Origin of the sequence: Paenibacillus sp. URB8-2, from assembly GCF_013393385.1 — a bacterium.
Taxonomy (GTDB): domain Bacteria; phylum Bacillota; class Bacilli; order Paenibacillales; family Paenibacillaceae; genus Paenibacillus_AQ.
Genome location: NZ_AP023239.1, coordinates 1 through 13,600 on the forward strand (window position 1 = coordinate 1; position 13,600 = coordinate 13,600).

Annotated in this window: 9 protein-coding genes and 1 rRNA gene; 9 read left to right on the forward strand and 1 reads right to left on the reverse strand. The window is 49.9% G+C overall.

All coding sequences use genetic code 11. The annotated features are described in order from the left end of the window. From dnaA to gyrB, 6 genes are all read left to right on the forward strand, one after another. Positions 1-1,347: a chromosomal replication initiator protein DnaA gene (gene dnaA, locus PUR_RS00005; RefSeq protein ID WP_179033493.1), complete on the forward strand. Its 1,347-nt coding sequence runs from the start codon at positions 1-3 to the stop codon at positions 1,345-1,347. A 229-nt stretch (positions 1,348-1,576) separates the two neighbouring features. Continuing rightward, complete coding sequence (gene dnaN / locus PUR_RS00010; RefSeq protein WP_179033494.1) at positions 1,577-2,719, forward strand: DNA polymerase III subunit beta; 1,143 nt, start codon at positions 1,577-1,579, stop codon at positions 2,717-2,719. 46 nt (positions 2,720-2,765) lie between these two features. Then, positions 2,766-2,987, forward strand: a complete 222-nt coding sequence (gene yaaA / locus PUR_RS00015; protein WP_179033495.1) for a S4 domain-containing protein YaaA — start codon at positions 2,766-2,768, stop codon at positions 2,985-2,987. 162 nt (positions 2,988-3,149) lie between these two features. Then, entirely contained in the window at positions 3,150-4,268 is a 1,119-nt protein-coding gene (gene recF / locus PUR_RS00020) for a DNA replication/repair protein RecF (RefSeq protein ID WP_179033496.1), read from the forward strand. A gap of 17 nt (positions 4,269-4,285) precedes the next feature. Next, on the forward strand, positions 4,286-4,534 hold the full coding sequence (remB, locus tag PUR_RS00025; protein ID WP_025332558.1) for an extracellular matrix regulator RemB: 249 nt from the start codon (positions 4,286-4,288) through the stop codon (positions 4,532-4,534). A 47-nt stretch (positions 4,535-4,581) separates the two neighbouring features. Then, complete coding sequence (gene gyrB, locus PUR_RS00030; RefSeq protein WP_179033497.1) at positions 4,582-6,492, forward strand: DNA topoisomerase (ATP-hydrolyzing) subunit B; 1,911 nt, start codon at positions 4,582-4,584, stop codon at positions 6,490-6,492. Positions 6,493-6,619: 127 nt separating this feature from the next. Here gyrB and PUR_RS00035 read toward each other — a convergent pair whose 3' ends face one another. Next, positions 6,620-7,483, reverse strand: coding sequence for a YheC/YheD family protein (locus PUR_RS00035; protein WP_179033498.1), 864 nt, complete (start codon positions 7,481-7,483; stop codon positions 6,620-6,622). Positions 7,484-7,770: 287 nt separating this feature from the next. Between PUR_RS00035 and gyrA the strand changes: the two genes are divergently transcribed. The 3 genes from gyrA to PUR_RS00050 all read left to right on the forward strand — a co-directional run bounded on the left by gyrA (position 7,771) and on the right by PUR_RS00050 (position 13,533). After that, complete coding sequence (gene gyrA, locus PUR_RS00040; protein ID WP_179033499.1) at positions 7,771-10,329, forward strand: DNA gyrase subunit A; 2,559 nt, start codon at positions 7,771-7,773, stop codon at positions 10,327-10,329. Between the two features lie 178 nt (positions 10,330-10,507). Further along, positions 10,508-11,605, forward strand: a complete 1,098-nt coding sequence (locus PUR_RS00045) for an HD-GYP domain-containing protein (protein ID WP_179033500.1) — start codon at positions 10,508-10,510, stop codon at positions 11,603-11,605. Between the two features lie 371 nt (positions 11,606-11,976). Further along, positions 11,977-13,533, forward strand: a 16S ribosomal RNA gene (locus PUR_RS00050). The last annotated feature ends 67 nt before the right edge of the window (positions 13,534-13,600 follow it).

Sequence of the window (13,600 nt, forward strand, 5' to 3'; positions counted from 1 at the left end):
GTGGAAAGCCATACTTCCGAACTATGGCAGCAGATTTTATCGATTATTCAGACCAAACTAAGCAAGCCAAGCTATGATACCTGGTTTAAAGCAACCAAAGCGATCTCATTCAGTTCCAAGTCGCTCGTCATTTCGGCGCCGACAACATTCGCCGTGGAATGGCTTGAAAGCAGGTATACGAAGCTGGTCGGAGCTACGGTTTTCGAAGTGACGGGAAAGCAGGTAGACGTCAAGTTTGTTATAGAAGAGAACAAGCCTGCGGAGCCTGTCGTACAGATTTCCCCCGGACCGCCCGCTGTATCCCGTGAAGAAGCCCAGACGCATATGCTGAATCCCAAGTATACGTTCGATACATTTGTCATCGGCTCCGGGAACCGGTTTGCCCATGCGGCGTCGCTTGCCGTGGCGGAAGCTCCGGCCAAAGCATACAATCCCTTGTTCTTATACGGAGGGGTGGGGCTCGGCAAAACTCATCTGATGCATGCGATCGGCCATTATATTCTTGAACATAATCCGAGCAACAAGGTGATTTATATTTCATCCGAGAAATTCACCAACGAGTTCATCAACTCCATCCGCGACAACCGCGGCGAAAGCTTTCGCAACAAGTACCGCAATGTTGACATTCTGCTGATTGACGATATCCAATTCCTCGCCGGCAAAGAATCGACGCAGGAGGAATTCTTCCATACGTTCAATGCGCTGCATGAGGAACGCAAGCAGATTATCATCTCCAGCGACCGGCCGCCGAAGGAAATTCCGACACTTGAGGAACGGCTGCGTTCCCGGTTCGAGTGGGGACTGATAACGGACATCCAGCCGCCGGATCTGGAGACACGGATCGCGATTTTGCGCAAAAAGGCCAAAGCCGAGAACCTTGACATTCCAAACGAAGCGATGATGTATATAGCTAATCAGATCGATACGAACATCCGTGAGCTGGAAGGCGCTCTCATTCGGGTGGTCGCCTACTCATCGCTGACCAATCAGGATGTAACGACCCACTTGGCAGCCGAAGCGCTGAAGGATATTATTCCGTCCAGCCGGCCGAAGATGATCACCATTCAGGATATTCAACAAAAGGTCGGCGAATATTACAATTTGAGACTGGAGGATTTCAAGGCGCGTAAACGGACGAAAGCCGTCGCTTTTCCAAGGCAGATCGCTATGTATCTTTCCCGGGAACTGACCGATTATTCACTGCCCAAGATCGGCGAAGCCTTTGGAGGAAGGGACCATACGACCGTAATTCACGCCCACGAAAAAATAAGCCAGTCGCTTAAGGTTGATCAAGAACTGTACAAAGTGGTAAACAATATTTCCGAGAAAATAAAAAATCCTTCGTAGCAGAAGGAATAAACAAGCCTATACACAATCTATTCACATGTGCGTAGGCTTAATTTTATGCAGTTTGGGCAGCTTATCCACATATCCGGCGCCCCTACTACTAATACTATTTAAAATCTATATATTATCTTCATCCAAGATGAAGCGGCTGCGCCTCTTTTGAAGGACCAGCACAAAGCTTCCTAACTCTTCTTAACAGTCCGCCCAATATTCAGCTAGGAGTGAAATTATGAAAATCAGCATTCTTAAAAATGAACTCAACGAATCCATTCAGCACGTATCCAAGGCGATATCCAGCAGAACAACGATTCCTATTCTTACCGGCATCAAGCTGGAAGTCAGTTATCAGGGCGTTACGCTTACCGCTAGCGATACCGATATTTCCATTCAATCGTTTATCCCTGCGGAAAATGACAGCGAGCAAATTGTGAAGGTGGAGCAGCCGGGAAGCGTAGTGCTGCCGGCAAAATTTTTCGTTGAAATCATCAAGAAGCTGCCATCCAAAGAAATTCATATGGAGGTCAAGGATGGCTTTCAGACTTACATTTCTTCCGGAGCAACGGAAATTCAAATGGTCGGTCTTGATCCGGAGGAATTTCCTGTCCTGCCGAATATTGAAGGCAATGAAACGATTTCTTTACCCGGAGATTTACTGAAAAATATGATCAAACAAACGGCTTTTTCCATCTCCACCCAGGAGACAACGCCGATTTTAACAGGTATACTATGGAATCTGTCCGACGGGGAGTTCAAGTTTACCGCAACCGACCGCCATCGTCTGGCCACAAGAGCAGCCAAGCTGGAAGGAACGGAGGATGTCCGGTTTGCCAATGTCGTTATTGCCGGCAAAACGCTCAATGAGCTGAGCAAAATCATTCCCGACCAGAACATGCTCGTTGATATCGTCGTGGCCGATAATCAGGTGCTTTTCAAATTGGACCGGGTTCTGTTCTACACCCGCATCCTCGACGGCGTATACCCGGATACTTCTAGAATTATTCCGAGTGTTTACAAAACAGAACTAACCTTGGAAACAAAAAAATTAAGCGAATCGATCGACCGGGCTTATTTGCTGTCCCGCGAAGAGAAGACGAACATCGTCCGCCTGCAGACGCTGGAACAGGGGGGGATCGAAATATCCTCCAGTTCTTCGGAGCTTGGCAAAGTACGGGAAGAGCTTGAAGTGATCGATTTTAAAGGCGAACCGCTGAAAATATCGTTTAACTCCAAATATATGCTGGATGTGCTGAAAATAGTCGACAGCGAACAGCTGACGATCGCTTTTACCGGGATGATGAGCCCGATTATTTTAAAGCCGCTGGATGCAAGCAAGGCTCTGTATGTTATTTTGCCTTATCGTACGACCAATTAACGCCGGAATTCCCCTTTGTGGATAAGTGGCGGAGAGGAAAGAAATCATGAAAAAAATAGTTATCCACAGTGGATATATTAAGCTGGATCAATTTTTAAAGCTCTCGGACTGCGTATCCACAGGCGGGATGGCGAAGGCTCTTTTGCAGGAGGGCCATGTGCTCGTGAACGGAGAAAAAGAGGATCGCCGGGGAAGAAAATTGTATCCGGGTGACAAAGTCGAAGTGAAGGACGAAGGCATCTTCGAGGTAACCGGCGGAGAAGTATAAACATAGTTTGTGCGTAAAATTAACGCTCCACTTTGTGGAGCTATCTTGAAATATAAGCATAAATGAGCTAGTTGCTTGTTTATGGGCTTATGTTTCGGCGAGAAGCGGGCGCCTTCCCCACGGAGGAAAGCGCAGCCGTTTCTTCTTGGGAGGAACGCTTTCGTGTTTGTACACAATATCACCCTGCGGCATTACCGAAACTACGGATCGCTGCAGCTTGAAGGCCTGGGAGATGTGAATCTGATCCTTGGACAAAATGCCCAGGGCAAGACGAATCTCGTCGAGGCCCTTTATTGCCTGGCGATGACCAAGAGCCACCGAACGTCAAAGGACCGCGAGCTGATCTCTTTCGACGCTCCGGACGGCGCGGCTTATATCGAGGCGGAGGTACGGCGGAGATACGGGAATTTGAAACTTGAGCTGACGCTGTCCCCGCAGGGGAAGAAAGCGAAAATCAACGGTCTTGAGCAGCGGCGTCTGAGCGAATTTGTCGGTTCGCTGAATGTCGTCATGTTCGCTCCCGAGGATCTGGAGATCGTCAAAGGGACACCGGGAGTTCGGCGCCGTTTTCTGGATATGGAAATCGGCCAGGTTCAGCCAAGCTATCTGTTTCACCTCCAGCAGTACCAGAAGGTGCTCCTCCAGAGAGGCAATCTGTTAAAGCAGCTGTGGGGCAAAAAGGAAGCCGGCGGCGATATGCTGGAAATATGGGATGCACAGCTTGCAGAGCATGGTGTTAAAATCGTCAAAAAAAGGAAAGAATTCATAAAGAAGCTGCAAGTTTGGGCTGAAGAGATTCATAAAGGAATTACAAACGGCGGTGAAGAGCTGAAATTGCACTATATTCCTTCTTTCGGAGAGCGGGAAGAGGAAGATGAAGCTGTCTTATTGGACAAATTTATGTTAAAGTTATCACAAACACGTGAACAGGAAATCCGGCGAGGAATGACGCTGACAGGTCCCCATCGGGACGATCTGTCTTTTTTTATCAATGGCAGAGAGGCTTCCGTTTATGGCTCCCAAGGGCAGCAGCGCACGACCGCTCTATCGCTTAAGCTGGCCGAAATTGAACTTATCCATGGGGAAATCGGGGAATATCCCGTCCTGCTGCTTGACGATGTTCTGTCGGAACTTGATCCATACCGTCAAACGCAGCTGATTGAAACTTTTCAGAGCAAAGTGCAAACATTCATAACGGCTACCGGAATCGAAAGCCTGAACGCCGATAAATTAAAAGGCGCAATCCAGTATCGAGTCCACAGCGGAATCATAGAGTCTTAAATGAGCGGAGGAAGACCATGTATATTCATTTGGGCGGGGAAAAGATTATCCGGTCTTCGGAACTGATTGCCATATTCGATATTTCCATCGAGAAATCCTCCAAATTGTCCAAACAGTTCGTTACCGCGGCTTTGAATGACAAGAAATTGGAGCGAATCGGCGAAGAAGAAGCCAAATCCATAGTCGTTACGCAGAACATTGTGTATTATTCCCCCATTTCTTCTTCCACACTCAAAAAAAGATCCAGAATGCTGCTTGACAGTTGAAGCCCGTCCAGGGCCAAAGTAATAATCTGAAAGAAGTAGGTGAAGGCATGTCAATGAATCAACCGACATATGATGAGAGCCAGATTCAGGTGCTTGAAGGGCTGGAAGCGGTCCGCAAGCGTCCGGGCATGTACATCGGTTCGACCAGCGTAAAGGGCTTGCACCATCTCGTATGGGAAGTTGTCGATAACAGTATTGACGAAGCGTTGGCCGGTTATTGCGACAAAATCCAAGTTATTGTGCATGAGGACAACAGTATAACCGTAATCGACAACGGACGGGGAATTCCTGTCGGAGAGAACACGAAGCTGAAGAAATCGACGCTTGAAGTCGTCATGACCGTCCTGCATGCAGGGGGCAAATTCGGCGGCGGCGGATATAAAGTATCGGGCGGCCTGCATGGGGTGGGTATTTCGGTAGTGAATGCCCTCTCGGAAAAAGTGGTTGTCACGGTTAAGCGTGAGGGACATGTGTACCAGCAGGAATATCGCCGGGGGGCCCCTCAGTACGACATTCGGATGATTGGCGATACCGAAGAGACGGGGACTAAGACGACTTTCCACCCGGACCCGGAGATTTTTACCGAAACGACCGTGTATGAATATAATACTCTCCTTACCCGGATTCGCGAGCTGGCATTCTTGAATAAGGGAATTGAAATCTCTCTCACGGATGAGCGAACCGGTACGGTGAACACGTTCAAGTACGATGGCGGCATAATCGAATACGTGAAGTTCCTCAACGAGAAAAAAGAAGTGCTGCATGAGGAACCCATCTATGTGGGCGGTTCGCGTGATATGATTCAAGTCGAAGTGGCGCTTCAATACAACGATTCGTACACCGAAAATATTTACTCTTTCGCCAATAACATTCATACCCATGAGGGCGGAACGCATGAATCCGGATTCAAGAGTGCCTTGACGCGGATTATCAACGATTATGCCCGGAAAAGCGGGATCATCAAGGATAACAGCTCCAATCTGACCGGAGACGATGTCCGTGAAGGACTGACGGCGATCATTTCCGTGAAGATTCCCGAGCCGCAGTTTGAGGGTCAAACGAAGACAAAGCTCGGCAACAGCGAGGTTCGCGGGATTGTGGAATCGCTGTTTGGCGAGAAGCTGCAGGAGTTCCTTGAGGAGAACCCGGCCATTTCCCGGCGCGTCCTGGATAAATCGCTGCAGGCTTCCCGGGCGCGTGAAGCGGCGCGCAAAGCCCGCGAACTGACGCGGCGCAAGAGCGCTCTTGAAGTCAGTGCGCTGCCGGGCAAGCTGGCCGACTGCTCGTCCAAGGATGCTTCCATCAGCGAGTTGTTCATCGTCGAAGGCGACTCTGCCGGCGGATCGGCTAAGCAGGGACGTGACCGGCATTTTCAGGCGATTTTGCCGCTGCGCGGTAAAATTCTGAACGTGGAGAAGGCGCGTCTGGACCGCATCTTGTCCAATGCAGAGATTCGGGCCATTATTACCGCCTTGGGAACGGGAATCGGCGATGACTTCGACCTGTCGAAGGCGCGTTACCACAAGGTTGTCATCATGACGGATGCGGATGTCGACGGCGCCCATATCCGTACTCTGCTGCTGACCTTCTTTTACCGGTATATGCGCAAAATCGTTGACGCGGGCTTTATCTACATCGCCCAGCCGCCGCTGTTCAAAGTGGAACGCAACAAGGTGGTGCGCTACGCCGGCTCGGAGAAGGAGCGCGACGAGATTATCGCCACCTTCGGAGACAACGCCAAATTTAATGTTCAGCGCTATAAAGGCCTTGGAGAGATGAATGCCACGCAGCTCTGGGAAACGACAATGGATCCCGAAAGCCGCAGTATGCTGCAGGTAACGATCGAAGACGCCATTCTGGCGGATAGCATTTTCGATACGCTGATGGGCGATAATGTGGAGCCACGGCGCGATTTTATCCAGGAGCATGCCAAAACGGTCAAGAATCTCGATGTTTAATGAGCTATCAGCTCCAGCCTAATGAATTCGATTCGGCATGATCCATCTTCAGCAGCCTCTGGTTGCCGCCAAGTAAAGCGGTCCGGGGGCTGCTTTTGCGTAGATCAAGATGAAAGGAATCCGGCCGCTAACGGCCGCGCGTAAGCTGCTTGCGGCGCGAGGATAAACTCGCGTTGCCGAAGCCGGCACGTCCGTAGGCGGCTGCATACCGATGGATTTTACGGTAAATGGATTTGTCGTCAAACAGCTTGAATGCTACGAGCGAAGGCAATGTATTGACTTCAAGAATCCATAAATCATGATGATCGTCCATGGCGACATCCAGGCCGATTTCCTTCATATCCGGGAAAGCCTTCTCCAGTTGGCGCCCGATTCGGACACCAAGATGTTTCAGACGAAGTATCATGGATGTGCGATCGGCAGGAACCATATGCTCGGCAAGCAGCGCCTCAACCGATTGAATGCGTCCTCCGTTATGATAATTGGTCACAATTTTTTGCGGCGCCGCCACTCTGCCCAAAAGTCCCGTTGTTTCCCATCGGCCCTCCAGGTTTTTTTGGACAAGCACACGCAAATCGAATGACAGATTCTTATAACGCAGAAGGTTGATTCCTTTTTGAATCAAATAGGGACGCTCCTTTATTCTTCCGGTGATGGCCTGATGCAGCTCTTCCATCGATTGAAAGGCATTCGCTTTGGTACCGTAACGGAGGATATACATTACACTTGGCTCGGCGTTTTCCACTTCGTGTGCTTCCGGATTTTTCGCGCCGCTGGGTGTCAGGATCAGATTCCGCCGCTCCGCTCGCATGACCCCGCATCCGTAGGTTCCGCGATCCGGCTTGATATAGACGGTTTCATACAGGACGAGCATCTCATTAAGCATCGAATAATCATATTTACGGGTATCGGGAATATAAGGCGCCAAGGAGCGGTTCTGCAGGATGACTTCGGTCTTGGCCCATTTGCTGGAAACCCGTTGAATTCTCATGTTACTCCTCCCTTTACACTCTGAAATATAAGGACAAGTGTTCTAAACAATGGTATAATCGAAGGATATGGGATGATATCTTTATGCGATGTCATGGGGCGGTTTGGCACGGTCTGCTCCATACAGTCTATGAGCCGTGAGTATATACGGACAGGGCAAACACCCGGGATCCGGGCAAGAAAATCTTTTATATGACGGTTATAGGCTAGTACGTTTAATTGTGCTGTTTTTGTGAAAGGAATATAATTAAGGGTAGCGGTTTTTAACTTAAGGAGGTCCAGCAACTCATGGCTGAACAAAATAACCCGCAAATCAGGGATCGGGACATCGGTGTGGAAATGCGCGATTCCTTTATGGATTACGCAATGAGCATCATTGTGAGCCGGGCTTTGCCGGACGTACGGGATGGACTCAAGCCGGTGCACCGGCGCATTTTGTTTGCGATGTCGGAGCTTGGAATGTCACCGGATAAGCCTTACAAGAAATCGGCGAGAATCGTCGGTGAGGTGATCGGTAAGTACCATCCTCACGGCGACTCTGCCGTTTATGAGACGATGGTCCGGATGGCCCAAGATTTCTCCATGCGCTATATGCTAGTCGACGGGCATGGCAATTTCGGCTCGATTGACGGCGATATGGCTGCGGCAATGCGGTATACCGAAGCCAGACTTTCCAAGATCGCTATGGAAATGCTGCGCGATTTGAACAAAGAGACGGTTGATTTTATACCTAACTATGACGGCGAGGAACATGAACCGGCTGTTCTTCCTTCCCGTTTTCCCAACCTGTTGGTTAACGGGGTATCCGGTATCGCCGTAGGGATGGCTACCAATATTCCGCCGCATAATTTGGGTGAGGTCATTGACGGCGTACAGGCCATGATCCGTAATCCCGAAATTACGCCGATGGAACTTATGGAATATATCACAGGGCCGGATTTTCCTACGGCCGGCTATATTTTGGGCCGCGAAGGCATACGCCAGGCGTATCGTACGGGCCGCGGCTCGGTCACGATGCGCGCGAAGGCATTGATTGAAGAGGAGAGTAACGGCAAGGCACGGATCGTTGTTAACGAGCTGCCTTACCAGGTTAACAAAGCCCGGTTGGTGGAGAAAATTGCCGAGTTGGTTCGTGAGAAACGGATTGAAGGCATCACCGATCTGCGGGATGAGTCGGACCGCAACGGAATGCGCGTCGTTATCGAAGTCAGACGGGATGTTAACGCGAATGTTGTGCTCAATAACTTGTATAAGCACACTTCAATGCAGTCTACCTTTGGCATTAACATGCTGGCCATTGTCGGCAATGAGCCGAAGGTGCTGAATCTGCGCGACGTGCTGTACCATTATTTGCAGCATCAGATCGAGGTTATTCGCCGCCGGACGGAATTTGAACTGAAGAAGGCGGAAGCCCGGGCGCATATTCTGGAAGGATTGCGCATCGCGCTGGACAACCTGGATGAAGTCATCGCTCTGATCCGCGCTTCGCGCACGGTTGATATTGCGCGTGAAGGCTTGATTGAGACCTTTAGTCTCAGTATCGAGCAGGCACAGGCGATTCTAGACATGCGGATGCAGCGTCTGACCGGTCTGGAACGCGATAAGATCGAGAACGAGTATAATGAGCTGCTGGCCAAAATAGCCGAGTACAAGGCCATTCTGGCTGATGAATCGCTGGTGCTTGAAATTATCAGCAATGAGCTGCAGGAACTGCGCGACCGGTATGCCGACGAGCGTCGGACGGAGATCACCATCGGAGAAGAGAGTATTCTCGATGAAGATCTTATCCCGCGCGAAGAGGTCGTCATAACGGTTTCGCATACCGGTTACATTAAGCGGCTTCCGGTAACCACTTACCGCAGTCAAAAACGCGGCGGTCGCGGCGTTGTGGGCATGGACACGAAGGATGAGGATTTTGTGGAGCATCTTTTCGTCAGCAATTCCCATAACTACCTGATGTTCTTTACCGATAAAGGAAAAGTATACCGGATCAAGGCCTACGAAATTCCGGAGCTTGGACGGACGGCGCGCGGGACACCGATTATTAATCTGCTCCAGATCGAGCAGGGAGAAAAGATCAGCGCAGTCATCCAGATTGAGGAAACTGATAGCGATAAATACCTGTTCTTTGCTACCCGCGAAGGAATTGTGAAAAAGACGCCGCTCGAGGATTACAACAATATCCGTAAGGGCGGACTCATCGCAATCAATCTGCGTGAAGAAGATGAGCTGATCGATGTGAAGCTTACCGATGGCAAGCAGAAGCTTATTTTGGGCACGGCGGACGGAATGTCCATTACCTTCTCCGAGGAGGATGTCCGTTCAATGGGCCGGAGCGCTACAGGAGTCAAAGGCATCACCCTGGACGAAGAGGATCATGTTATCGGAATGGATTGCATCGACCAGAGCTTGGATGTGCTCATCGTTACTACCAAGGGCTACGGCAAACGTACGCCTGCCGGGGATTATCGTCTGCAGACACGCGGAGGCAAGGGGATCAAGACCATCAATCTTACGGAAAAGAACGGTCCTGTCGTCAGCCTCAAGGTTGTTAAGCAGGAGGAGGATCTGATGATCATCACGACGGGCGGAACCTTGATCCGCATGAGTATGGACGGAATTTCGACCATGGGACGTTATGCTCAGGGCGTGAAACTGATCAATATCCGCGAAGAGGATGCCGTATCGACCGTCTGCCGCACTGATAAGAGTGAGGAAGAGGAAGATGAGACCGCGCAGTCCGATGAGACAGCGGGCGGCAATCTGGAGCTGAACGAAGCTCCGGAAGTCAATGGATCTGATGCTGCCGATTCCGATCCGGAAGATAGCGGAGAAACTCTGGAATAGCTTTAATGAATTAATTGAGAGAGAGTACCTGTAGCCAGTGATGGCGGGTGCTCTCTTTTTTAACTTTTAAAAAAATTATAATACTAAAACTTTCATACTAGTCGCTTCCCTATTTCCATAATATAATTAGGTAAATAGTACCTATTTTTAGCACGGTCAGAATAAAGGGGTTGAGCGTATGCCGAGCATATCGGTGGCGGAAGTAAAAGCGGGTTCAAAAGTGAGTAAAGACGTCATTACACCATTGGGGGGAACTCTGTTTACCAAGGGGAAAATACTGCTGCCGCGCGATATGGAGATATTGGAAGCATTCTTGATTCGGCAGGTGGATATTGAAGGCGCAGAGGAGGACGCCCAAGCTTTGGAAGCGTCCGTAACTCCTTCGAAGGGGGATGCTAAAACGGGAACGGCCAGTGCAGTCTCTTCGCTGAACCGGAGCAATTCAAATCTGCACGAAGAATACGATAAAATGCTGACGCTGATCAGGAACTGTTATAACTCCGCCAGCGCTGCGATTCTGCCTATTTATGATCTGCGTAGCGCGCTGGAAGGGTTGATTGCGCATATCAAGGACTACCATGTTCTGAATTTTGCTCCACGGGTGCTTAATGAACAGGACTATATTTATCATAACGCTGTGCTCTCCGCGCTGACCTCCTATAAGATTGCCCAATGGTGCGGGTATCCGCAAAAAGAGTGGCTTCAGGTGGCCTTTGCCGGTTTGCTGCATGATATAGGAAATGCCAAAATCGATTTTTCCATTCTTCAGAAGCCTGAACCGCTTACGATTACCGAAAGAAATGAAGTGCGCAGACATACGACTTATGGATATCAGATATTGCGAAATGTAACGGCCATTAACGAAGGAGTTCGGCTTGCGGCTTTGCAGCATCATGAGAAAATTGATGGATCCGGTTATCCGCTTCGGCTCCAAGGCAGCCAAATTCATCTATACGCGAAAATTGTCGCCGTGGCGGATATTTTTCATGCGATGACACTGGAGCGGATATACAAGAAGGCGCAATCTCCTTATCTGGTTCTGGAAGAAATTCAGAAAGAGGGCTTTGGCAAGCTGGACCCTTCTATTGTACAAACCTTTGTTTATAAGACGACAGAATTGCATAACGGAACCAAGATACGCCTAATCGACGGCCGGCAGGGGGAAATCATCTTCTCGGATCGGAGCAATCCTACACGTCCTTTGGTAAGCGTAGAAGGTAGGATCATTAATCTGGCACATTCGCGCAACCTGTATATTAAGGAGATTATATCTTAAGGCAGAGATCCGCTTGTTATTTTTTTAAACAAAAGGGTTGCATAAAAAAATCAAACATGGTATATTCTAATTCCGGCCAAGAAATACGAGTTCTGCTTCAAAAAGAAATTAAAAAAAAGAGCTTGCATTAAACGGCCCGATATGATATATTATAAAAGTTGCTGCTGAGACATTAAGTTGAACGGCGACAAACAAGTTTGATCTTTGAAAACTGAACAACGAGTGAGTGGGAATTCGCTTTAGCGAGTTCCAAAATGAAGAGAATGCAAATTCTCGTCAGATGTTTCAAAATGAGCGAATCGCTCTATCGATAAACTTTTCGGATGGTTATTTTCTCGGAGTGATTCGGGTGATAATCGCACGAAAAAACCTTATTGGAGAGTTTGATCCTGGCTCAGGACGAACGCTGGCGGCGTGCCTAATACATGCAAGTCGAGCGGAGTCCTTTTGAGAGCTTGCTCTCAAAAGGACTTAGCGGCGGACGGGTGAGTAACACGTAGGCAACCTGCCCCTTGGACTGGGATAACTACCGGAAACGGTAGCTAATACCGGATAAGACCTTCTGGTGCATACCGGAAGGCGGAAAGGCGGAGCAATCTGCTACCAGGGGATGGGCCTGCGGCGCATTAGCTAGTTGGTGGGGTAACGGCTCACCAAGGCGACGATGCGTAGCCGACCTGAGAGGGTGAACGGCCACACTGGGACTGAGACACGGCCCAGACTCCTACGGGAGGCAGCAGTAGGGAATCTTCCGCAATGGGCGAAAGCCTGACGGAGCAACGCCGCGTGAGTGATGAAGGTTTTCGGATCGTAAAGCTCTGTTGCCAGGGAAGAACGTCTTGTAGAGTAACTGCTACAAGAGTGACGGTACCTGAGAAGAAAGCCCCGGCTAACTACGTGCCAGCAGCCGCGGTAATACGTAGGGGGCAAGCGTTGTCCGGAATTATTGGGCGTAAAGCGCGCGCAGGCGGCTGTTTAAGTCTGGTGTTTAAACCATGGGCTCAACCTGTGGTCGCACTGGAAACTGGGCAGCTTGAGTGCAGAAGAGGAAAGTGGAATTCCACGTGTAGCGGTGAAATGCGTAGAGATGTGGAGGAACACCAGTGGCGAAGGCGACTTTCTGGGCTGTAACTGACGCTGAGGCGCGAAAGCGTGGGGAGCAAACAGGATTAGATACCCTGGTAGTCCACGCCGTAAACGATGAGTGCTAGGTGTTAGGGGTTTCGATACCCTTGGTGCCGAAGTTAACACAGTAAGCACTCCGCCTGGGGAGTACGGTCGCAAGACTGAAACTCAAAGGAATTGACGGGGACCCGCACAAGCAGTGGAGTATGTGGTTTAATTCGAAGCAACGCGAAGAACCTTACCAGGTCTTGACATCCCTCTGAATCGTCTAGAGATAGGCGCGGCCTTCGGGACAGAGGAGACAGGTGGTGCATGGTTGTCGTCAGCTCGTGTCGTGAGATGTTGGGTTAAGTCCCGCAACGAGCGCAACCCTTGACTTTAGTTGCCAGCAGGTGAAGCTGGGCACTCTAGAGTGACTGCCGGTGACAAACCGGAGGAAGGTGGGGATGACGTCAAATCATCATGCCCCTTATGACCTGGGCTACACACGTACTACAATGGCCGGTACAACGGGAAGCGAAACCGCGAGGTGGAGCCAATCTTATAAAGCCGGTCTCAGTTCGGATTGCAGGCTGCAACTCGCCTGCATGAAGTCGGAATTGCTAGTAATCGCGGATCAGCATGCCGCGGTGAATACGTTCCCGGGTCTTGTACACACCGCCCGTCACACCACGAGAGTTTACAACACCCGAAGTCGGTGGGGTAACCCGCAAGGGAGCCAGCCGCCGAAGGTGGGGTAGATGATTGGGGTGAAGTCGTAACAAGGTAGCCGTATCGGAAGGTGCGGCTGGATCACCTCCTTTCTATGGAGAATCGTTTCCCGAGCGGAAACATTCAAATCGGAAGCTAAGCTTCCAAAACTCAGGTTTA

What these genes read in the sequence shown, in the direction of transcription:
- dnaN (WP_179033494.1), top strand. Translation starts at nt 1,577, where the DNA reads ATGAAAATCAGCATTCTTAAAAATGAACTCAACGAATCCATTCAGCAC.
- yaaA (WP_179033495.1), top strand. Translation starts at nt 2,766, where the DNA reads ATGAAAAAAATAGTTATCCACAGTGGATATATTAAGCTGGATCAATTT.
- remB (WP_025332558.1), top strand. Translation starts at nt 4,286, where the DNA reads ATGTATATTCATTTGGGCGGGGAAAAGATTATCCGGTCTTCGGAACTG.
- gyrB (WP_179033497.1), top strand. Translation starts at nt 4,582, where the DNA reads ATGTCAATGAATCAACCGACATATGATGAGAGCCAGATTCAGGTGCTT.
- PUR_RS00035 (WP_179033498.1), bottom strand. Translation starts at nt 7,483, where the DNA reads ATGAGAATTCAACGGGTTTCCAGCAAATGGGCCAAGACCGAAGTCATC.
- gyrA (WP_179033499.1), top strand. Translation starts at nt 7,771, where the DNA reads ATGGCTGAACAAAATAACCCGCAAATCAGGGATCGGGACATCGGTGTG.
- PUR_RS00045 (WP_179033500.1), top strand. Translation starts at nt 10,508, where the DNA reads ATGCCGAGCATATCGGTGGCGGAAGTAAAAGCGGGTTCAAAAGTGAGT.